Genomic DNA, 23,420 nt, shown 5'->3' with positions numbered 1-23,420 from the left:
TATCATTTTCTGCTATGATTTCCAGATTGTACTGATGAAATGAATTTTCCTTACATTTGGTAAATTAAATAAATAAATAATGAAAAAAATAGTTTTAACATTGATTATGCTTGCCCCAACGGTTATGGTAAACGCTCAAACAAATTCTAATTCATTCTTAAAAGATTGGTCCGGACCTTACGGTGGAATTCCTCCTTTTACAGAATATAAACTAAACGACTTAAAGCCTGCGATTGAAACCGCCATTCAAGATAAACTAAATGAAGTAGACAAAATTGCCAATAATTCTAAGCCTGCCACTTTTGAAAATACCATCGTAGCGCTTGAAAAAACAGGCAAAAAATTAAACCAAGTTTACGCTGCTTTTGGGATTTACAGTGCCAATATGAATAGCCCAGAATTTGAGCCTATCGAAACTGAAATGACTCCGAAATTTTCAGAATACAATAATAAATTCTACCAAAACGGAAAATTATTTGACCGGATTTCAAAAGTATATAGTGATCCTGCAACTAAAAAACTAACCGGCGAACAACAGCGTTTGGTATGGTTATACTATTCAAACTTTGTTCGCGAAGGAGCAAAAGCAGACGCGAAAAGCAAAGTCAAAATCGCAAAAATCAACGAGGAATTGGCTTCGTTGTTTACAAAGTTCAGCCAAAATCAATTAGCTGACGAAAGCAATTATTACTTAGAACTAAAATCGGAAGCAGATTTTGATGGTTTGCCACTAGAACTAAAAAATGCAGCAATCTCGGATGCTAAAGAAAGAAAATTAAACGTGATGGGTGTTATTGCCAACACGCGTTCTTCTATCGAACCGTTCTTAACGTTTTCAAATCGCAGGGATTTAAGAGAAAAAGCGTTCCAAATTTTCACCAGTCGTGGCGATAATGGAAATGCAACGGATAACAATGTCACTTTGGTTCAAATCTTAAAACTGCGTGCAGAGAAAGCCAAATTATTAGGATTCAAAACATTCGCGGATTGGAGTTTGTCAAACACTATGGCGCAAAAACCAGAAAAAACTTTGGATTTAATGATGTCAGTTTGGACACCAGCGGTTGAAAAAGTACATGCTGATGTTGCCGAAATGCAAAGAATGGCTGATGCTGAAGGTAGCAGTTCGACCGGCCTCAGTATACCCGGAAAATTCAAAATTTCTCCATGGGATTATCGTTATTATTCTGAAAAAGTTAGAAAAGCAAAATACGATTTAGATCAAAATGATTTGAAACCGTATTTGCAATTAGAAAAACTTCGTGAAGGGATGTTTTGGGTTGCCGGTGAAATTTTCCACTTAGGATTCAAACAAGTTTACAATGTTCCTGTGTTTCATCCAGATGTTAAAGTTTGGGAAGTTTTCAATACCAATACAAAGAAAGTTGTTGGTGTTTGGTATTTCGATCCGTATGCGCGCAAAGGAAAACGTTCTGGAGCATGGATGAATGCTACAAGAGAGCAAAGCAGAGTGAATGGCGATGTGATTACGATTGTGTCTAACAACTGCAACTTCATCAAAGGAAAAGACGGTGAACCCATCCTAATTTCATGGGAAGATGCAAGTACATTATTCCACGAATTTGGTCACGCTTTACACGGTTTGAATTCAAATGTGACGTATCCAAGTCTATCTGGAACCAACACACCAAGAGACTATGTTGAATTTCCATCTCAAGTAATGGAACGTTGGTTACCAACGCCTCAAGTTTTGAATAAATTTGCTTTGCATTACAAAACTGGCGAACCAATGCCAATGTCATTAGTACAAAGAAATGAGAAAGCTTCAACATTTAACGAAGCATTCTCAACAGTTGAAACCATTTCTAGTGCATTACTTGATATGAAATTACACTTGCTAGAAAATCCAGATATTAATCCTAAACAATTTGAAAAAGAAACTTTGGATAAATTAGGAATGCCAAGCGAAATCGTAATGCGTCACCGAATTCCACAATTCGGACACATCTTCTCAGATGATGCCTATGCTGCGGGTTACTATGGTTACCTTTGGGCTGATGCCATTAGCGCTGATGCTACAGAAGCCTTTACAGAAACTAAAGACGGCATGTATGATAAAGCGGTGGCTAAAAGATTATATGACAATGTTTTCAGTATCGGAAACACTGTTGATCCGGCAATTGCGTATAAAAAATTCCGCGGTAGAGACGTAAATACCGATGCTTTGATGAGAGCAAGAGGATTTGTCCCTAAACCAGCTGATAAAAAATAAACTTATAAATTAAATTATAAAAATGCTTCCCTAAACCGGAAGCATTTTTTGTTCAAATTTTACAATCCCTTTAACTATATCCTACTAATGTTTCCTTTTACCTTTGTACCTTTGTGCTTTAATTCATTTCTATGAAATTATATTTTTCGTCGTTCCTTTTACTATTGATACTGCTTTCTTCCTGTCAAGAGGATCCCAAAGTGCGCATTTTAGAACAGCAAAAAGAGGATCAAAAAAAAGAAGTTATTTTTAATAACATCAGCAAAGGCTGGAATTTTAATTCTGTTCCGTCCAATGAAACATCTCGTCAATTGACATCTGTTTGGGCCGAGTGGCGTGTGTTTTTATACGAATTAGGTCAAAAACCAAAAAGTAGTATCGGAGCCTTTAAGCAAAAAGCCAAAACACTTTCCAAAAGAGCTTTCGAACTCAACGGTAAAATTCCAATTAATTTTGATTTACCTGAAGTAAGAAGTAGAATTGCCGTGATTACAACCAAAATAAATGCGATAAATCTATACATTCATCTGAACCAAATCCCCGATCAAAAAATTGTCCAATTGGTGCAAGAAGTCAAAACTGAAGTAGCTTCTTTGAATGCGCAACTTGACGAAATCAAACGCCGAAGCGAAATCAAAATCGAAGAAGGCGAAGGTGATATGATTCGAATGTTAGACACCACAAGAGCAATTCCAAACAGTCCAACCAAATAACAAATACGCCTTGAGCATAGCTTCTTTATACAACAGTTATCTTCATTCGACGAAAGTCAAACAAATAGCCGACATACTCGAAAATCCTTTAAGCAAGATACAACTTAAAGGACTTTTGGGCTCTTCGTTTTCATTTGTATTTCAGGCTATTTTCAAAAAAAGCGATAAACCGTTTCTGTTAATTTTCAACGAAAAAGAAGAAGCAGCCTATTATCTAAACGATTTGGAGCAGATGATTGGTCCCAATGACGTACTGTTTTATCCAAGTTCGTACCGTCGTCCATACCAAATTGAAGAAACCGATAATGCCAATATCTTATTGCGTTCGGAAGTATTAAACCGAATCAATTCCCGCAAAAAACCAGCCGTTATTGTTACATATCCGGAAGCATTATTTGAAAAAGTAGTTACCCGAAAAGAACTCGAAAAGAATACATTGAAAGTTTCTGTTGGCGAAAATGTCACTATCGACTTTATCAATGAAGTGTTGTTTGAATACGAATTCAAACGCGTCGATTTTATTACCGAACCTGGAGAGTTTTCCGTTCGTGGTGGAATTCTGGATGTTTTTTCGTTTTCCAATGATAATCCGTATCGAATAGAATTTTTTGGTAATGAGGTTGACAGCATCCGAACGTTTGATGTAGCCACACAACTTTCTGTAGAAAAACAAACCAAAATTACCATTATTCCCAATCTGGAAAACAAATTCATTAAAGAAAATCGCGAAAGTTTTCTCGAATATATAAGTGACAAAACCGTTATCTGTATTGAAAATACCGAGTTTCTAACGGCGCAATTAGAAAAGCTTTTTGGTAAAGCAATAGCGACTTTCGAAAAACTTTCAAAAGACGTTAAACACGCTGAACCAGAACATTTATTCCTAAACCAACAAGGGTTTTTACGTAAAGCTTTGGATTTTTCCATTATCGAATTATCGAACAAACCGTTGTTCAAAACGACTAAACCTTTTGAATTTCACATACAACCTCAACCATCATTCAACAAGCAATTTGATTTGTTGTTGAATAATTTGAGTGACAATCATTTTAATGGCTATACCAATTATTTGTTCTGTTCTAATGAAGGTCAAGCGAATCGTTTTCATGATATTTTTGAATCGATAGATGAAGCAAATCACGAGAACGTCCGCAAGCAATATCATACCATAGTGTCTTCATTATATCAAGGTTTCATTGACGAAGAAAACCAAATTGCTTGTTACACCGATCACCAAATTTTTGAGCGCTATCACAAATTCAACATCAAAAATGGGTATTCTAAAAAGCAAACGCTTACGCTGAAAGAACTGAATTCCTTGTCTGTTGGCGATTATGTAACGCACATCGATCACGGAATTGGAAAGTTTGGTGGATTACAAAAAATACAAGTTGAAGGCAAAACGCAAGAAGCAATTAAGTTGGCTTACGCCGATAATGATATTGTGTATGTGAGCATTCATTCGCTACATAAAATCTCAAAATATACTGGAAAAGACGGAACGCCACCAAAGATTTACAAACTTGGTTCAAGCGCTTGGAAAACCCTGAAACAAAAAACCAAAGCGCGTGTCAAACACATTGCGTTCAACTTGATTCAGTTGTATGCGAAGCGTCGATTGGAAAAAGGTTTTGCGTGCGCGCCCGATAGTTATTTGCAAAAAGAATTAGAAAGTTCGTTTATTTACGAAGATACACCCGACCAAATTACGGCAACCCAAGACGTAAAAGCCGATATGGAAAAAGACCGTCCGATGGACCGATTGGTTTGTGGTGACGTTGGTTTCGGAAAAACAGAAGTTGCGATTCGCGCCGCTTTCAAAGCTGTGGATAATAGCAAGCAAGTTGCCATTTTAGTTCCGACAACGATTTTGGCTTATCAACATTACAGAACTTTTTCGGAACGATTGAAAGACATGCCCGTTACTATTGGCTACCTCAACCGGTTCCGAACTGCCAAACAAAAAGCACAAACCATTGAAGATTTAGCTTCTGGAAAATTGGATATTCTGATTGGAACACATCAATTGGTGAGCAAAAATGTAATCTTTAAAGATTTAGGTTTGCTGATTGTAGACGAAGAACAAAAGTTTGGCGTAAACGTAAAAGACAAACTAAAAACGATTGCTGCGAATGTTGATACGTTGACCTTAACCGCAACTCCGATTCCGAGAACGCTTCAGTTTTCGTTGATGGCAGCTCGGGATTTGTCCGTAATTACAACGGCTCCGCCTAATCGTTATCCAATCGAATCGCAGGTTGTTGGTTTTAGCGAAGAGTTGATCCGCGATGCGATTTCATATGAAATTCAGAGAAACGGCCAGGTTTTCTTCATCAATAACCGAATCGAAAACATCAAGGAAATTGCTGGAATGATTCAAAGATTGGTTCCCGATGCGCGGGTTGGAATTGGTCACGGTCAAATGGAAGGCAACAAACTCGAAGAATTAATGCTCGGTTTTATGAATGGCGAATTTGATGTTTTAGTAGCAACAACCATTATCGAAAGTGGTTTGGATGTACCAAATGCCAATACAATTTTCATCAATAATGCTAATAATTTTGGCCTTTCCGATTTGCATCAAATGCGCGGTAGAGTGGGTCGAAGCAACAAAAAAGCCTTCTGTTATTTTATTTGTCCACCGTATTCTGTGATGACGGAAGATGCGAGAAAACGCATTCAAGCCTTGGAACAATTCAGTGAACTTGGGAGCGGATTTAATATTGCTATGAAAGATTTGGAAATTCGTGGTGCCGGAGATTTATTGGGTGGAGAACAAAGCGGTTTCATTAACGAAATCGGATTTGATACTTATCAAAAAATCATGAATGAAGCCATTGAAGAATTGAAAGAAAACGAATTCAAAGACTTATATCAAGACGAGAATGACAACGAAAATAAAGAATACGTTAAAGAATTACAGATTGATACCGACTTCGAATTGTTGTTTCCAGACGAATACATCAACAACATTACAGAGCGTTTGAATTTGTACAATGAACTCGGAACTATCAAAGAGGAAGCAGGTTTACTGGTTTACGAAACCAAACTGATTGACCGTTTTGGTCCGTTGCCTAAAGAAGCAAAATCGTTGTTAAACAGCATCCGAATCAAATGGATTGCCACACAAATGGGAATCGAGAAAATCATCATGAAGCAAGGTAAACTGATTGGTTATTTCATTGGTGACCAACAATCAGATTATTACAATTCGAAACAATTTCGACACATGTTACAGTTTGTTCAGCAAAACGGAAACATCTGTAAAATGAAAGAGAAAGAAACCAAAAACGGTCTGCGTTTACTACTTACTTTTGAAAATGTAAAATCAATCAACAAAGCTTTAGAGTTTATGGAAATGATAAAAACCTAAAGAGTATTTATCTTGCTTCTTAGGTTCATCATCCACAACATACCACTATTGTTTTATTATTTTCTTTTGGAAAACGCTTCCACCAGAATACATTTTCAAAATATAAATTCCGCTGGAATAATCACTTAAATCTATTTGAGAAGTATTTTCTGTTTGTATTGAAACTGTTTTTCCTACTATGTCAACGATTTCGATTTTATCGATAGTTATATTTTCTGAAGTTGAGATTGAGACTATTCCAGTTGTGGGATTGGGGTAAATAGCTAAAACTTCCGCGCCGTTTTCAACTAGTTCTAAAGTAGTTAGATTAAATAGTGAAGAACTTGAAACACAAGCTGGAACTTCAACTAAAGAATACGTAACAGTATAATTTCCAATTTGCGTTGCGGTAAAACTTTGTGCATTTGCTGCAGGAATTGCAGTTCCATTTAAAAACCATTGAACAGTGCCGCTGAAAACTGGTGAAGCGGTAAGTGTATTTCCAGCGGCAGTAATCGCAGGTGTTGGTGCTCTGTCAGGTTGTTCTGTGAATTTTGCTAAATAAAAGCCACTATGTGCTTCCCGAGGAATGCAACTAAATGTTGGTATTGTAGTGCTTTTTAGCTTCCCTCCCACATAAAAAACTCCTTCATTATTTGTTGCCAACGATCTTGCGAAAGAACCTGGGCCACTAGCAAAGGCAAAAGAATTTTGAAAAACACCATTGTAATCTATTTTGGTAATAAAGGAATTTCCGTTCATGGCATTAATAGTTGTAGAACCGAGTGTTATAGGTTGAAAGCCTATAATTTCTCCACCGCAAAACACACCGCTTCCATCAGGATTGTTGAGCATAGCAAGTGCAAAAGTATTGGTAGTAACTGATTTTACCCAAACGCTAGTACCTGCATCATTCACTTTTAAAATTGCGTCTGTGTAATTGGTTGAACCAGGACCAGGATTTGTAATCGTATCTGTTCCCGCTGTAATCGTTGAATTAACCATTACCCCCATATAAATTCCATTATCATTTCCAATGGTCAAGGGTAAGTTGTTTTCTTGTGGATTTCCTAACCCATTAAAATAGTTTCCCCAATTAAAAACTAGATTTTCATTTGTGCGAATAAGTAATAAAGGAAACGTTCCTGTTTCTAAAACTGAAGTAAGTGTAGTACCCCCGTAAGTAATGGTTCCGCGAGAAATGGCAGCAAAAACCAAATCGCCATTTGACAAAACACCAGCACCTTTAAATGCTACACCAGCGCTTGCATCGTTTGATACAAATGAATTAGCTGTTAAAGTGGCAACATATTGACCGTTGTTGTCTAATTTACTAATAGACAAATTACTTGATTGAAAATAAATGTGGTTATTGGCATATTGCAACATAGGGGATTGTGAGAGAGGGCCACTAATATTATTAAAAGCAGTCCACAACAAATCACCAGTAGGGCCAAACTTAATAATGTAATTGCGATTTTCGACACCTACAATAGTATCCGTTCCAATTTTTAATGTGCTGTTTCCCATCAATGAACCCAAAAGATATATAGTATCATTTTCTCCAATTTGAATGTTTAAGGGCGCGAAATTTACACCTATAGGCTTAATGTATTGTATTATACCTTCTGCATTGAATTTATACAAAAATGTAGTTACGCCTCCCAAAAATGGTTCGGCAATCAAACCCTGACAAATTTGCTGTCCGTTGGCACTATCTATAGTATAGATGTTTCCTTGCGAATCACGCGCAATTGCCATGGCTCCGTTAAAACTATTCGCTACGTTTAAATAGCCTCCAGTACTAACCCAATCAAATCGTTGTGCTTGCATAAAAAAAGCAGCAAAAAGTGCAATTAAAATGGTAATTTTTTTCATGATATATAATTTTATTTATTTTCTAATTTTTGGAGTCTAATTAGTAACACATTTAATTTATTCTCAAGTTCTTTGTTTTTAGTCTTCAATTCTTCGTGCTTGACATTCATTTCTTTAATGGAGTTGATGAGCATATAAGTTAACGCAGAACCATCAAAAGTTAGATAGGATGTTCCTTGATTCACTATTTTATCGTGACCGTTTTCATCTTCTTCTATAAGTTGTCCGAAAGGTTTTTCATTTATCATATAAGGAGCAATTTCTTGTACTTCTTGAGCAATAATACCAACATAAGTCTCTCCAGTATCCAATGTTTTGAAGATACTGTTGTATTTATAAGTTACAGGATTAATTCGCAACAAACTTTCCAATCCATCTGTATACGGTTGAATGTTTTGTTTTAATCTTCTGTCTGATGGTGCCACCCAAAATCCTCCTCCTGGTTTATAACCTTGTCCTCCTAACTCAAGATCATCGGCGATATACAAATCTTCATCTCCATTTACTTGTGTTGGTGCTACATAAGCATCTCCTATATAATTAATTAAACTATTCATTAATCCCCCACCAGCATTAAAAACCCCGTTAGCTGCACCTAAATAAATATCCCCTTGAGTAACTTCAATATTTCCTACAGCTACTTCTAATCTTTGAGATGGATTATTTGTACCTATACCAAGATTCCCTCCATTGGATAATGTCATTCGTTCTGTATTAGTAGTTCTAAAAGCAAGAGATTGATTATCGCTAGTTCCAATAAAATTGGTTGTTGGGTTAGTGCCCGAGTTTCCCGTTATATTCCAACTGTTATTATTCAAATATTCTTTAGTAACCACTACTTTCCCATCGGCGGCTGTAATCATAGCATTGGTAGTGGATGGCAAACGGGTTAAGCCGTTTTTTAGGATAATTAGAGCATCACTTCTTTCTGCTGTTTCAATATTTGTATTATTATTAAGATCAATTGCATTACCTATTACAAATAATATATCGGTTGCATTTGCAGTTCTAAATTGTGTGTCTCCATTGGTTGAAGGTGTGTAAGTTGTGGCTCCAATACCTAAAACGGTTTCTCCATAACTTGAAGCAGTGTTCTCTCGACCAAAAGCTGTTGATGTTTCTCCATTTGCAGTATTTTTAATACCAAAAGCCGTTGAAGAATTACCGTTCGCTGATGTCTCAGTTCCAAAAGCAGTGGAATAACTTGCAGTTGCGATATTAACATAACCAAAAACTGTAGAAAGTAATCCACTTGCTGTTGTGATTTGACCAAAAGCTGTTGAAAAGGCTCCACTTGCAATTGAATTATTCCCAAAAGCAAAAGATTGATTACCACTTGCGTTAGTATTAATTCCAAAAGCAGTTGAATACAATCCAATATTAACATCATCCCACTGTGTTACAGTAACTCTTCCCACTCTAAAAGCTCCTTTTCTAGGATTCCAAACCATTCTTGTTCCTGCACCACTTGGTGCAATTGCACCACTATTTATAGTTCCTGTAGAAACAAATCCATCGGTTCCATCTATTAAAACGGCACCTGTATCAGCCGTTATGGTATTTCCTAAACCGGCTCCACCAAAATCATAAGCTTGGTCTAGTGTGCCAGAAGTATTTGTTTGTAAATATTCTTTAGTAACCACTGCTTTACCATCAGCTGCATCAATCATGGTATTTGTAGTGGATGGTAACCGACTTAAACCGTTTTTTAGAACAATTATGGCATCGCTTCGTTCAGCAACATCTACAGTACCATTATTATTAGTATCTATAGCATTTCCAATTACAAATAATCGATCTGTTGCATTAGCTGCTCTAAATTGAGTGTCTCCATTAATTGAAGGGACATAAGTTGTTGCTCCAATTCCCATGACAGTTTCTCCAAAGCTTGGAGTAGTATTTTGCATTCCAAATGCCGTTGACCGAGATCCGGTAGCTGAATTCGCGATACCCAAAGCTACTGATTGAAAACCGCTTGAAGTATTAGTGCTGCCAATTGCAACTGATGAAAAATTACTAGCATTATTACCTGCTCCAATTGAAATAGCGCGTGACCCTGATGATATACATCCAATACCAATTGCAATGGCATCTTGAGATCCTCCTGTGACTGCTGCTCCTTGTCCAAAAGCGAAAGAACTTTGCCCTGTTGCTGATGCACTTGCTCCAAATGCAAAAGAATTAGTTCCAGAAGCCAGTCCTCCTGAACCTGCAAGAGAATTGGATCCAGAAGCAACAGAATTATTGCCAAAAGCAACAGAATTATTGCCAACACTTGTATCATCCCATTGGGCTGCAGAAACATTTCCCGCTCTAAAAGCTCCTTTTCTTGGGTTCCAAAACATTTTTGTTCTGGCACCACTTGGAGCTATTGCACCAGAACCAGAAGTTCCCGTTGAAACCAAACCATCGGTACCATTTATTAAAACCGCACCTGCATCGGCAGTTATCGTTTTTCCTAGACCGGCGCCACCAAAATCGTAGGCTTGGTCAAGTGTGCCGCCATCTATACCTTTTATAGGTAACCATGTTGTTGTGGGGCTATTCCAATAGTAAAATCCAGCTACATTTATACCAACATCAGTTGTTAAATACACTAACATTCCTTGTTGTGCAGCAGTTGGGTTTGTTGCTGGAAAAGTATCTATTTTGGGAATCAGTAAACCGTCTTTGTTGGATGGCAAAGCTTGATTACTCGATTTGATGTCTAATTGCGCTTCAGGATTTGTGGTATTTATTCCTACTTGAGCAAAAGAAACTACTGTGAAGAAGAAGACTATAGCTAAACTCAATTTTTTCATACTCTGTATTTTTAAAAAACAGACTGACTGTTCTTTAGTTATTTTCAAAGTATAAAATTGAGGTTATTGTACAAATACCACAATACGAAAATATCCGTAGTGCGAATTGGGTATTCCTTTGGCTAAAAACCAGTTAAAATAAGGGTTAACTGAAAACACCCTCTTTTTTAATGTTAATAAGCAAAAAAAAATACGCACTTAAGCGTAGCTTTTTTTCTTACAGTAAAAATGTATTTATAACGGAATTGAAATAACGGTAAGCAGTCCACTATCGGTTTTCACGGTAGAAGTTCCTTTTAATTCTTCTACCCTATTTTGAATATTTTTCAAGCCGTTTCCAAAAGAATTCTCTTTAACAATTCCACTTCCGTTATCTTGAATTCGGATTTGCAGTTGATTTGATGGAAGCAACCTTACTGTCAAATCTAAACTTGTGCCATTAGCATGTTTTAGCGAATTATTCAGAACTTCTTTAACGGCATAAAACAAATTTTTACGCATTTGCCCGTTCATTTTTATAATTTCTGTATCATAAATCTCATTATCGAATGTAAATTTTACTGCTGTTTCATCAAAAAGAGTTGTTCCATAGTGCTTCAAGTATTCTAAGAAATCCTGCAAAGTATTATGTTCGGCGTTTAACGACCAAATGAAGGTATTTAATCGCTGTGAAATCTCTTTTCCTGTTTGACCGATTTTTGAAGCTAATAATTTTTGTTTTTCATCAGCATCACCACTTTTTAAAAGTAGGTCGGCATGAATTAAAATGCTACTTAAACCGCTCCCAATATCGTCATGCAAATCTTTACTGATTTCATTTTTCTGACGAAGTAGATTTTTTTGCAATTTATTTTTCCTTCTGATAATAATAATGACCAATGAAAGTAATACTACGGAAAGTAAGGCTGCAATAAGCTGCAGAATAGAAAATTCACGTTCCTTCTTCAGTTCATCTATTTGGAGTTTGAGCAGTTTGGTTTCATTTTTAGCATATTGCTCTGTAATGTTCTGAATGTAGCTATTCCCTTTTAGTTTGGTTTTATCATCAATTGCAATTATCTTATGCTGAACAAAAGCTACTTTATCAATCTGATTATTTTTTTGGAAAACATCTAGTGCTATGTTATAGAAAAGGCGTTTAAAAGCCAAGTTAATAATTTTGGTATCGATTAATTTCTGTCCCTTTTCAAAATACTGATCGGCAACTTCCTGATTTTTGTCAAAACAACTCATTAAGTAGCCATAATCTAGTAAAACCACATCAAAATAATTACTTTTTTGCGCAGAAAATAAGCTCCTTTGTAGATAAATTGCCGCGCTATCACGGTTTTGCTTTTGAAGATAGATTTGGCCAAAGGTTTGTTCTGTATTCGGTATACCGCGCTTGCTTTGATTTTGCTTCGCGAACTGATACGCTCTCAAATTATACCAAATTGCTGAATCAGGCTGCTGCTTTTTCAATTTTAATTGAGCAATATTATTGAAAATGTACTCATTTTGAATAGCACTTCTGATTCTATTGTTTCTAATTGTTTTGGGTTGAAAATTTCTTGCTTTCCAAAGTAATTTTTCAGCTTCATTGTATTCACTCATTTCAAACTGATTGATTCCTTTGAAAAAATAGCCATCGGCAATCAGCAAACTGTCTCTGAGTTTAGTTGCTTTTTCAATTGCTTTTTCCGCTTCGTTAGTACCAAATTGAAATAAGCCATCATAATAATAAAGTTCAGATTGCAGACTGTGAATAAAAACAGTTGTAGAATCGGTCACTTTAGGCGAGACCAAATCCTTTGTTTTTTCTAACCAATATTGCGATAATTTTATATTGTCAGTTTCCAAATAGTATTCTGCCAATCGGAAAGTTTTCGCAATTTTACACTGTTCCGTTTTACAATTTTTAAGTTCCTGCAATTTATTTTTTTCAACAGTGTTCTGCGCGTTACCCTTTGCGAAAATCAAAAACACAAACCATTTTACATAGTAATTCATTCGCAATGCTTTAGCGTTTCAGATATAAATTTACTGCTTCTACTCGAGTGTTGACATGAAGTTTTTCGTAAATGTTTTGGATGTGCTTGCGAACGGTTCCGTGACTAATTTCCAACTTGGCCGCCACTTCTTTGTTCATTTGTCCTGTTGCCAATAAATTGAGTATTTCGTTTTCCCGAGCCGTTAACGATTCTGTTAATTTATTTTGAGATGCCATTTTAGAAAAACTGGCGACTACTTTTCGGGCAATACTGCTGCTCATTGGACTTCCGCCTTCAAATAATTCGTCTAAAGCACCTACGATTTTGGCCGGGCCTTCGGTTTTTAAGATGTAACCGCTGGCACCGGCTTCCAGACTCTGAAAAATTTTAATATCATCTTCATACGAAGTGCACATCAAAACTAAAACCTTAGGGCAAACACTTTTGAGCTTATTCACGCAAATTATTCCGCTTTCTCCCGGAAGATTGATATCCATCAAAACGGCATCAACATCCAATAAAGGTAATGTTGTAAGGGCTGATTCTGCATTTTCAAAACTTTCTGCCAACTCATATTGATCGGTAAACTGAATCATCATACATAAAGCTTCACGCAAATCATGGTTGTCCTCTACAATGCCAATTCGTTTTTTCATGGGTAGTGAATTACGTTACAATATTAAAAATAGTAAATCTTTTTTGAAATACGTAAATGAGCGTAGTGATTCCTATCTAGAAAAAATTGTAGTCACAAAAAAAAGCCCCGATTTCTCGAAGCTTTTCTAACTTGTACTATTTGAAATTACATTTTCAAAATCTTGAAATTAGTTTCCTTTTCATTGATTTTCATTTTAAAGAAATACGTCCCTTTTGCAAACTGCGAAATATCAACACTTGTGCTCAATTCATTCAATTTTTGACTGAACAATAACTGACCTTGAATAGAATATACAGCTATTTCTGTGATGGCATCTTTAGAATTAATATTTACTTTTCCGGTAGTTGGATTAGGATAATAACTGTAATCTAAGAACTCTGCATCATCAATACCCAATGTTCCTGTGCACGTTACAGTGGCATTCCATCCTGACGCTACTACAGCTTCATCTGATTCAAATTTAAAAGTTAATGATCCATCTGCTGCAGTTGAATTAAAAGTTCCTGGATTTGTTGTTCCTGTTAAACCTGTTGGTGTCAAGCTTGGATAAAACTCATCTGAACCATTGTAAATATATAAAAAGTCGTACGTGTTTTCTAAGCTGAAGCTTGAGAAGGTCACTTTAAGTTTCAGGCCTGGATTGTTTGGCTTCATAGTTCTCACCCAAGTTTGCATATTTGTATAAGTATCCGTAGTTCCTCCAGTGTCTGTAAAAGGAACATTAGCACAGAAATTTGTAGATGAAGTAGCAACTATTTTTTCCTTTACTGCTGGTTCAATTCCGTCGCAAAATGGTCGGACATTGACCCTATAATAGGTATTTGGATTTAAATCCGAAGCTGTGTAAGTACTAACTCCAGTAACTGTATTCCAGACAAGTGGAGAAGAAGTAAAAGGTGTGACCGCAACTTGCCATGAGGTTGCTGAACCTAAATCGTACCAAGAAACCGTTACCGATGTTGGAGTGATATTAGTTACCTCTACATCACTTATAGTATTGGGGCAACTGCCTGCACAATCAAAACTTAAACAAGTTCTACTGTTGACATTGTTTAAAATAAGTGCTGCGGGTTGAGGTCCAAATCCGTTACTTAAACTGATTCCAACACCTGAAACTAAATGGCAATAACTCATAATCGTTCCCTTGTCAGTGGATGATGGGATTGGTCCTGTTGCACAGTTTCCTTCGCTATACCCTGCTGCTGGACCACAGCCATCAATTCTAGTATTATTTCCATTCCAAACACAGGCATGGGTGTGACTCGAACCCATTGAATGACCAAACTCGTGAGCAATAACTTGTACTGTCCAAGAATACAACGGAACAGTGTTGTACGTAATATTAACATCTGAATAAGCGTAATTATTAGTAGAACAAAGTGTGTTCAAAAAAGCTACACCTCCAAGGCCGCCCGGATCAATACCGACAAGCATACCCAAATCACCATCAAAAATCGGCGTGTTTTGTCTGAAGGCGTTTAGATAAGCACTCGAACCTGTTCCAATGCCTTCGAACGGATCGAGAGCTGTCCAAATAAATATTGATTTTAAACCGACTGTAATTCCCTCGTTGGCGTATAAAGTTTGAACGTTATTAAAAACAGAAGTCATCCAGTTAGTTGTGGCGGTTTCATCATTACCGTTAGCTTGAAAAATGGTATTGTCAACCTCAAAATAAAAGCCAACACATCTTTCGCTATTCACATTTCTATTGTTTTCACCATTGTTTATAATTGGTTCTCCTTCGCCTTTCACATGACAATCAAAATCATTAAATATTTTCATTTTAACATCAGAATACACGACATAATCGGTCTGATTGTTTTGTTTTTCTAATTTACCAACAACGATATTACCTAATTCAGCATTGGATATGATGCCATTGAATTCTCCATTAAAAAAGTTGAATGATGACACCGATTTAGTATCTCCCTTTATAATACCACGATAGTAAACTCCTTTTTGATAGGCAACATTTTCACCCTTATCAGTATCTACGTGAAAACCTTCTGCAAATGGATTTACGTTATACAGAAGCATAGAAATAGTTCGGTTTTGATATGGAATTTCTAGTTCGATTGATCCATATTTATTGGAAACAATGTCATTAACATTTTGCAAATTTATTGTTGCTAATGTAGCTCCGTCAACCACTTTATTTACAGCAGTATCATTAGCATCTTGAGTTGGCAACAATACAGAAATTGGAGTGAATTTTGCGTTCAGCCTTTGTAATTCCGAAACCTTTTCTGCGACTTTATTTTGTGCCGCGAGGTTTGTCAAGCAAAATAATGCAGTTAATAGTAGGTGTTTTTTCATGCTAGTAAATTGTGTTTTTTTTGTAAAGTTATTGAAATTCAGCACAAAACAAATTTTTATGTCTGTTTTTAGGAATTGTTTAATCAGAAATAGTAAAAAGCATCTACAATATGTTCCATTTTATAGTCTTTGTCTTCTTTGTAAATTGCAATAATATCAAAGCGAACTTCAACATTTAAATCATTGGAAACGATGTATTCATTTACGGCTTTCACTAGTAATTGGATTTTCTTTGGTTTAACAAAATCTTGTGGTAATCCAAACTCAATAGACGAACGCGTTTTAACCTCAACAACAGCTAAAACAGTGTCTTTTTGCGCAATAATATCGATTTCCGCTTTTTGAAATGTCCAGTTGGTTTCTAAAATAGTATAGCCTTCTTTTTTCAGAAATGCTACAGCCAATTCTTCTCCAAACTTTCCAAGTTCATTATGTTCAGCCATGGTTTTAGACTACTTAGTTGGTTAGACTCCTTAAATTAATTAGATTTTTAGACTGATTTAGATTTTTAGACTTATTGTATTAATCTAACTTTCTAAGAAGTCCAAGTCAATCTAAAAATCTACTCGAATGTCACGGTACTTTCCTTATCATTGACCTCCATTGAAACCTGTCTTCCAAAAATCAAAGAACGATTGTCTCTGATATGTCCGGCTGGGAAATTGTAAATGATCGGGATATTTAATCCTTTAACAGTATCTTCAATAATCTCTAAGGCATTTCTTCCCCATGGAATATCGTTGTCTTTCATGTCGGTCATTGCTCCCACAATTATACCTTTCAAGCTAGATAAACATCCGTTGCGTTTCAAGTTTGTCATCATTCGGTCGATGTGGTATAAATATTCATCCAGATCTTCAATAAAAAGAATTTTATCACTACAATCAATAGCAGATGGCGAACCTAATAAACTGTATAAAATAGACAAATTTCCACCGACTAATTCGCCTTTGGCTTTTCCATTATGATTTAAGGCATCGCAATCTAAAGTGTATTGTAATTTATCATTAAACAGCGCTGCGCATAATGAGTTTTTGGCTTCATCAGTCGCTCTTGCTACACTTACTGGCATTATTCCGTGTATGGATTCGAAACCCAAATTATTCAAATGACTGTGCAAAACGGTGACATCGCTAAAGCCAATAATCCATTTTGGATTTTGTTTAAATTTGGAAAAATCTAATAAATCTATCATTTTTACTGTGCCGTATCCACCTCGAACGCACCAAATTGCTTTGATATTTGGATTATCCATCTGTTCCTGAAAATCAGCTGCACGTTGTTCCGTTGTTCCCGCTAATTGGTAATAATCCAAACCAATCGTTTTTCCTATTACTACGCTCAAACCCCAACCTTCGAGCAGATCAATCGTCGGTTTTAAATTATCGTCAATGTTTTTTCGCGCTGTAGAAACTATGGCAATCGTATCGCCTTTTTGTAAATAAGCTGGTGTAATCATCTTTTTTTGAGAATAAGAGAAAATTGAAATTAAAGATAGTAAAAGTATAAGCGTTCGCATTAATCCGTTTTAATTTGAATATAGACTTTTCAAAAGTAAACAAATCCGAAATTAATAAGTGAAATCTTGGCTTAAAAATACTTATTTTTGCACTTCCTTCTGTTGCAAAACTTCGGAATTCCATCAGAATTTTATAAAACTTTTTATGTTAGAAAATCCAAACAGATATACAATTACAGCAGCTTTGCCATACACTAATGGCCCAATTCATATTGGTCATTTGGCCGGAGTTTATGTACCCTCCGATATATACGCTCGTTACCTACGATTACAAGGGAAAGATGTAGCATTCATTTGTGGAAGCGATGAACACGGCGTTGCGATATCGATGAAAGCCAAAAAGGAAGGCATTACGCCTCAGCAAGTTATCGATAAATACGATGCAATTATTCGTCAGTCGTTTATTGATTTCGGAATTTCGTTTGACAATTATTCGAGAACATCTTCCAAAATTCATCACGATACAGCGCAAGAATTTTTTAGAAAATTATACGACAAAGGCGATTTCATTGAAGAAGTTACCGAGCAGTTGTATGATGCTAAAGCAGATCAGTTTTTGGCTGACCGATTCGTAACGGGAACGTGCCCAAAATGTGACAACCCAGAAGCGTATGGTGATCAGTGTGAACGTTGTGGCTCTACTTTGAACGCGACTGATCTAATCAATCCAAAATCAACTATTACTGGAGATACACCCATATTGAAATCAACTAAACATTGGTTTTTGCCGCTAGATCGGTACCAAGATTTTTTAACGAAATGGATTTTAGTGGATCACGCTAAAGATTGGAAAGTTAATGTTTTGGGCCAAGTAAAATCGTGGTTGGATGACGGATTAAAACCACGTGCAGTAACTCGTGATTTAGACTGGGGAATCGATGTCCCGGTTGAAGGCGCCGAAGGAAAAAAATTATATGTATGGTTCGATGCGCCAATTGGATACATTTCTGCTACCAAAGAATGGGCCTCACGAGAAGGAAAAAATTGGGAAGATTATTGGAAAAAAGATGATACCAAATTGGTTCACTTCATCGGTAAAGACAATATCGTTTTTCATTGCATTATTTTCCCGGCGATGTTAAAAGCCGAAGGAACCTATATCTTACCGGATAATGTTCCGGCAAATGAATTCTTAAATTTAGAAGGAAACAAATTGTCAACTTCTAAAAACTGGGCCGTTTGGCTTCATGAATACTTACAGGATTTCCCAGACAAACAAGACGTTTTGCGTTACGCATTGACCGCAAATGCTCCAGAAACTAAAGACAACGACTTTACTTGGAAAGATTTTCAGGCGAGAAACAATAACGAATTAGCAGCAGTTTTTGGAAATTTCATCAATCGTGTAGTGGTTTTAACCAATAAATATTACGACGGAATTGTTCCAAATCCAAATGAATTTAGTGAAGTTGACGAACGAACATTGGCCGAATTAAAAGCATATCCTGCTGTTATTTCTTCTTCAATCGAACGCTACAGATTCCGTGAGGCACAAGTCGAATTGATGAATGTGGCACGATTAGGTAATAAATATTTAGCAGACGAAGAACCATGGAAAATGGTGAAAACCGATCCAGAACGTGTTCAAACCCAAATGTATGTGGCGTTACAAATTGCCGCTGCTTTAGCTGCTTTATGTGAGCCATTTTTACCGTTTACATCAAAAAAATTGGTGACAACTTTGCAACACAATGTGGCTTCTTGGGATACAATTGCGACATCATCCGATTTGATTCCGGCTGGACACAAAATTGGTATCGGAGCTATTCTATTTGCCCAAATTGAAGACGCCGAAATCCAAAAACAAATAGCAAAATTAGAAGCTACAAAAACCGCCAACGCAATGGAAAACAAAGTCACTGAACCTCAAAAGGAAACTTCAACTTTTGATGATTTCGCGAAATTAGATTTAAGAGTCGGAACTATTGTAGAAGCTGAAAAGATGCCAAAAGCAAATAAACTTTTAGTATTGAAAGTAGATACCGGTTTAGACGTAAGAACTATTGTTTCCGGAATTGCCGAACATTTTTCACCTGAAGAGGTCATTGGAAAACGGGTTACGGTTTTAATAAATTTAGCTCCAAGAGCTTTACGTGGTGTGGATAGCGAAGGAATGATTTTGATGACCAACAACAAAGAAGGCAAATTGGTTTTCGTAAATCCAGATGCCGATGGCGTTGATAATGGTGCTTTAATTAGTTAAAAACAACAAAAATTAATACCCTTAAAAGATTTATTTTTAACTTTATAAAAAAAGAAAAATATGTTATCAAAAAATATAGAAACCGCATTAAACAAGCAAATCCGAATTGAAGCTGAATCTTCTCAAGTGTATTTATCTATGGCTTGCTGGGCAGAAATACAAGGATTAGAAGGTGTTGCTCAGTTTATGTATGCTCAATCAGACGAAGAGCGTATGCACATGCTGAAATTGGTTAAGTATGTCAACGAACGTGGCGGACATGCTACGGTAACCGATTTGAAAGCGCCAAAAACTTCTTTCGGAACAATGAAAGAAATGTTTGAAGAACTTTATGCTCACGAATTATTTGTTTCAAATTCTATCAACGAACTGGTTCACGTAACTTTTGAAGAGAAAGATTATGCGACGCACAACTTTTTACAATGGTATGTAGCGGAACAAATTGAAGAGGAAGCGCAGGCAAAAACCATCTTGGACAAAATAAACTTAATTGGAGATGACAAAGGCGGACTCTACTTATTTGACCGAGATATTCAACAAATTGCAATTAAAAGCACTACGGCAATTACCCAATAATTAATCCGAAATTCACTCATTTTGAGTAATAAAGAGAAACTTTTATCGAAAAAGAAGCAAGAAAAAATTCTTATTAAGCTTCACAACATTGCTGAAAAATGCAAGTCGAGTTGTTGTGAAAAATATAAAAAAAAGGAAAGCAAGCGATGCAAGCGCTGCCCCATGTTTGATCTATTAAAAAAATATAAAACTCCTTCTTAGTGACGGAGTTTTTTTTACTAAATACGATACTATGAAATTAAAAGTTATTGCTTTCGATGCTGACGATACGCTCTTCATCAACGAACCTTACTTTCAGGAAACAGAAGAAAAATTTTGTGCATTAATGAGTAATTACCTAACGCACCACAGTTTATCCCAAGAATTATTCAAAACAGAAATTGCTAATCTTAATTTGTATGGATACGGAATAAAAGGCTATATTCTGTCGATGATTGAGGCGGCAATGACGATTTCAAACAATACTATTTCGTTGGAAATTATTGAAAAAATCATTCTGTACGGAAAAGAATTACTTGAAAAACCTATCGAATTACTAGATGGTGTTGAAGAGACACTAGAAGCGTTAAAAGGAAAATACAAATTGATTGTTGCGACTAAAGGCGATTTGAAAGATCAACAAAGCAAATTGCATCGATCCGGTTTGGGACCTTATTTTCACCACATCGAAGTAATGGCAGATAAACAGGAAATCAATTATCAAAAACTTTTAGGCCGTTTAGAAATTAAACCAGAAGAATTTTTCATGATTGGAAACTCTTTAAAATCGGATGTGCTTCCTGTTTTAGCAATTGGCGGTCATGCCGTGCATATTCCGTTTCACACGACTTGGGAACACGAAAAAATCGGTCATAAAGTGGAACATCCCAACTTCAGAACGATGGAAAAAATATCGGATGTTTTAGAAATTTTATTAAAATAACGTGAAGCAAAAATTAGACCTCAACACTTGGAACCGAAAAGAACATTTCTTGTTTTTTAAGCAAATGGAAGAACCTTTTTTTGGGGTAACCGTTCCTATTGACTGCACGATTGCTTATGCAAAATCTAAGGAACAACTTATTTCTTTTTTTACTTACTATTTGCACAAAACATTAACTGCGGTCAATACAATTGAACCATTTCGGTATCGAATTATTGAAGATGCCATTTATATTTTTGACCAAATTGATGCCTCTGCCACAATTCTTCGAGCCGATAAAACTTTTGGATTTTCCTATATGGAATATTCACAGGACATTACGCTGTTTGCTGATACGACAAAAAAAGAAATTGAAAGAATCCAAAATACAACTGGACTTATTACTCGCGAATTTCCGGAAAATCTAATTCATTTCTCGGCAATGCCTTGGATAAACTTTTCATCTTTTTCACATGCAAGAAGTTTCACATTTCCAGATAGTTGTCCAAAGATTTCGTTTGGCAAAATGATGGATGAAAATGGCAAAAAGACTATGAATATGTCAATTCATGTGCACCATGGATTGATGGATGGTTATACGGTTGGGGAATTTATAAGCTGTTTTGAAGAATTGATGAGCTATTAGTTTCTAAAAAAAATACGTCCAATTTAATCCATCACTAATTACAATAAGGGTTTTTAGCAATCCATTATAAGGCAATGTTAAAAATGATGTTGTCGTTCCTGGACAAAGTGGACAAGTTGCATTACTAGAATCTTTGGCGAAAAATTTTCCCCCAAAACTATATAAAATAGCATTGTCGGTAGTTGAAATATTTCGCAAAACATAAATCCTTCCAGGGACATTTACTGCATTAGGCAAAATAAACTCAACATTTCCGAATGTTGGGGTCAATGATATATACACACCATCATCTATTGGTTTCGCCGAACCGCTGGCCCCACCATTAAAACTAGCGGAACCTAAAACGTTAGCATTCACAATACCTATTTCCTTAATAGTAAGATTTCCATTAATATCTAATGTGCTTAAAGGGGTTGTGGTGTTGATTCCCACTTGTGCAAAACCAGAATTAACGGCAAGATTTGCCGCAATTAAAATCAGAAGAAATTTTAATCTATTCATGGTTATGCTTGTTTTGACATTTTAAATTTAAACTTATTGTTTAATAAATGTAAATCCATTACCTCAAAACCACTACCGAAAACCTTTTCGTGTTGACAACTTGCTGTTTTCTAAGTTAAATCTTTACAATTTTGCAAAATAAAAAGCGGTAAATTTTCACTTTACCGCTTTAAATAAAAAATAAATAATGACTTATAAAGCATTTAAGACAGCAATAATATCGTCACCATACTTTTCTGTTCTTAATTTTCCAAAACCTGAAATATTTTCTAATTCAAACAAGTTTTGTGGATTCGCCTTGGCAATAGCCATTAAATGAGAATTATGGCAAATCCTGAATGAAGACCAGTCTAACTTTTTGGCGAGATCATTTCTCCAAATTTGTAAGGCTTTGAAGGTTTTAAGTTCGTTTGGCACTAAGTCCTCTTCTGAAAATTTTTTCTCTATTTTTTCTTTATTAACCCCTTTTGGCTCAAAGAAAACCGCCGCTGACCAAAAATCCTCGTTAGCGGTGGTTACAAAATTCGTTGATGTTAATTTAACCTCAACCGAATCCAAGAATTCGTTCATTATGCTTTGATCATTTTGACAATGCTCTTTATTGAGCCGAATGTTAAATACCTTAATATTCATAGCGTTAGGATTTTATTTTCCTATTAACAGAATATCATTTGCAACCACTTCGGTAATATAACGTTTGACACCGTCTTTATCTTCGTAATTTCTATGCGTCAACTTTCCTTCAATTGCGATTTCCTTTCCTTTAGTAACATACTTTTCAATAATGTCAGCTACTTTTCCCCAAGCAGTTACTCGGTGCCATTCGGTTTGTTCTACTTTTTCCCCTTTGTCGTTGGTATAAGATTCATTGGTAGCAATCGTAATATTAGCTACTTTTTTTCCTCCGTCAAACGTTTTAATTTCTGGATCTTGTCCTACGTTTCCAATTAACTGTACTCTGTTTTTCATTGCATTCATGGCGTTTAAAATTTAAATGTTAATGTTAAAATAATTTTGTTTGTTGAAATGGGTGTTTGAATTCAACAATGCAAAGTTGTGGTAGATGGCGTAAATTATTCGGTTACTAACCATTTACTTTCGGTTGTAATTATTTGTAAGCGTTTGTAAGCGGAAATATTTTTATTATATT

Annotated in this window: 17 protein-coding genes; 7 read left to right on the top strand and 10 right to left on the bottom strand. The window is 35.9% G+C overall.

Annotation, left to right across the window (positions count from 1 at the left end):
• The first annotated feature begins 79 nt into the window (after positions 1-79).
• The 3 genes from PSU83_RS10380 to mfd all read left to right on the top strand — a co-directional run bounded on the left by PSU83_RS10380 (position 80) and on the right by mfd (position 6,319).
• Complete coding sequence (locus PSU83_RS10380; RefSeq protein WP_300589358.1) at positions 80-2,233, top strand: M3 family metallopeptidase; 2,154 nt, start codon at positions 80-82, stop codon at positions 2,231-2,233.
• A gap of 131 nt (positions 2,234-2,364) precedes the next feature.
• Complete coding sequence (locus PSU83_RS10375; RefSeq protein ID WP_300589357.1) at positions 2,365-2,946, top strand: hypothetical protein; 582 nt, start codon at positions 2,365-2,367, stop codon at positions 2,944-2,946.
• Between the two features lie 10 nt (positions 2,947-2,956).
• Positions 2,957-6,319 carry a transcription-repair coupling factor gene (mfd, locus tag PSU83_RS10370; protein ID WP_300589356.1) on the top strand — a complete coding sequence of 1,121 codons (3,363 nt, stop codon included), beginning with the start codon at positions 2,957-2,959 and terminating at the stop codon, positions 6,317-6,319.
• Between the two features lie 45 nt (positions 6,320-6,364).
• Here the strand turns inward: mfd and PSU83_RS10365 are convergent, their stop codons facing one another.
• The 7 genes from PSU83_RS10365 to PSU83_RS10335 form a co-directional block, all read right to left on the bottom strand.
• The gene (locus PSU83_RS10365) at positions 6,365-8,176 is read right to left on the bottom strand and encodes a T9SS type A sorting domain-containing protein (RefSeq protein WP_300589355.1); all 1,812 of its coding nucleotides are present in this window, start codon (positions 8,174-8,176) and stop codon (positions 6,365-6,367) included.
• 11 nt (positions 8,177-8,187) lie between these two features.
• Positions 8,188-10,977: a tail fiber domain-containing protein gene (locus PSU83_RS10360; protein ID WP_300589353.1), complete on the bottom strand. Its 2,790-nt coding sequence runs from the start codon at positions 10,975-10,977 to the stop codon at positions 8,188-8,190.
• Positions 10,978-11,211: 234 nt separating this feature from the next.
• A complete protein-coding gene (locus PSU83_RS10355) occupies positions 11,212-12,831 on the bottom strand; it encodes an ATP-binding protein (protein WP_300589352.1) in 1,620 nt (539 codons plus the stop codon).
• Positions 12,832-12,976: 145 nt separating this feature from the next.
• Entirely contained in the window at positions 12,977-13,603 is a 627-nt protein-coding gene (locus PSU83_RS10350; RefSeq protein WP_300589351.1) for a response regulator transcription factor, read from the bottom strand.
• A gap of 146 nt (positions 13,604-13,749) precedes the next feature.
• On the bottom strand, positions 13,750-15,924 hold the full coding sequence (locus tag PSU83_RS10345; protein WP_300589350.1) for a M12 family metallo-peptidase: 2,175 nt from the start codon (positions 15,922-15,924) through the stop codon (positions 13,750-13,752).
• Between the two features lie 83 nt (positions 15,925-16,007).
• A complete protein-coding gene (locus tag PSU83_RS10340; protein ID WP_300589349.1) occupies positions 16,008-16,367 on the bottom strand; it encodes a YraN family protein in 360 nt (119 codons plus the stop codon).
• Positions 16,368-16,486: 119 nt separating this feature from the next.
• Complete coding sequence (locus PSU83_RS10335; protein WP_300589348.1) at positions 16,487-17,443, bottom strand: LD-carboxypeptidase; 957 nt, start codon at positions 17,441-17,443, stop codon at positions 16,487-16,489.
• 145 nt (positions 17,444-17,588) lie between these two features.
• Here PSU83_RS10335 and metG point away from each other — a divergent pair, with 145 nt between their 5' ends.
• From metG to PSU83_RS10310, 4 genes are all read left to right on the top strand, one after another.
• Positions 17,589-19,646 carry a methionine--tRNA ligase gene (gene metG, locus PSU83_RS10330; RefSeq protein ID WP_300589347.1) on the top strand — a complete coding sequence of 686 codons (2,058 nt, stop codon included), beginning with the start codon at positions 17,589-17,591 and terminating at the stop codon, positions 19,644-19,646.
• 60 nt (positions 19,647-19,706) lie between these two features.
• A complete protein-coding gene (locus tag PSU83_RS10325; protein ID WP_300589346.1) occupies positions 19,707-20,222 on the top strand; it encodes a ferritin in 516 nt (171 codons plus the stop codon).
• A 232-nt stretch (positions 20,223-20,454) separates the two neighbouring features.
• A complete protein-coding gene (locus PSU83_RS10315) occupies positions 20,455-21,144 on the top strand; it encodes an HAD family hydrolase (protein ID WP_300589344.1) in 690 nt (229 codons plus the stop codon).
• 1 nt (position 21,145) lies between these two features.
• Positions 21,146-21,769 (top strand): chloramphenicol acetyltransferase, encoded by a 624-nt coding sequence (locus PSU83_RS10310; RefSeq protein WP_300589343.1) that lies wholly within the window; start codon positions 21,146-21,148, stop codon positions 21,767-21,769.
• A gap of 3 nt (positions 21,770-21,772) precedes the next feature.
• Here the strand turns inward: PSU83_RS10310 and PSU83_RS10305 are convergent, their stop codons facing one another.
• The 3 genes from PSU83_RS10305 to ssb form a co-directional block, all read right to left on the bottom strand.
• Positions 21,773-22,270 carry a hypothetical protein gene (locus PSU83_RS10305; RefSeq protein ID WP_300589342.1) on the bottom strand — a complete coding sequence of 166 codons (498 nt, stop codon included), beginning with the start codon at positions 22,268-22,270 and terminating at the stop codon, positions 21,773-21,775.
• Positions 22,271-22,462: 192 nt separating this feature from the next.
• Positions 22,463-22,903 carry an HRDC domain-containing protein gene (locus tag PSU83_RS10300; RefSeq protein ID WP_300589341.1) on the bottom strand — a complete coding sequence of 147 codons (441 nt, stop codon included), beginning with the start codon at positions 22,901-22,903 and terminating at the stop codon, positions 22,463-22,465.
• Between the two features lie 12 nt (positions 22,904-22,915).
• Positions 22,916-23,248 (bottom strand): single-stranded DNA-binding protein, encoded by a 333-nt coding sequence (gene ssb, locus PSU83_RS10295; protein ID WP_300589340.1) that lies wholly within the window; start codon positions 23,246-23,248, stop codon positions 22,916-22,918.
• Between the last annotated feature and the right edge of the window lie 172 nt (positions 23,249-23,420).

The sequence above is a fragment of the Flavobacterium sp. genome, from assembly GCF_029945805.1.
Lineage (GTDB): Bacteria > Bacteroidota > Bacteroidia > Flavobacteriales > Flavobacteriaceae > Flavobacterium.
Note: the sequence above shows the minus strand (reverse complement) of the source record. Positions and strands in the feature narration are given on the sequence as shown.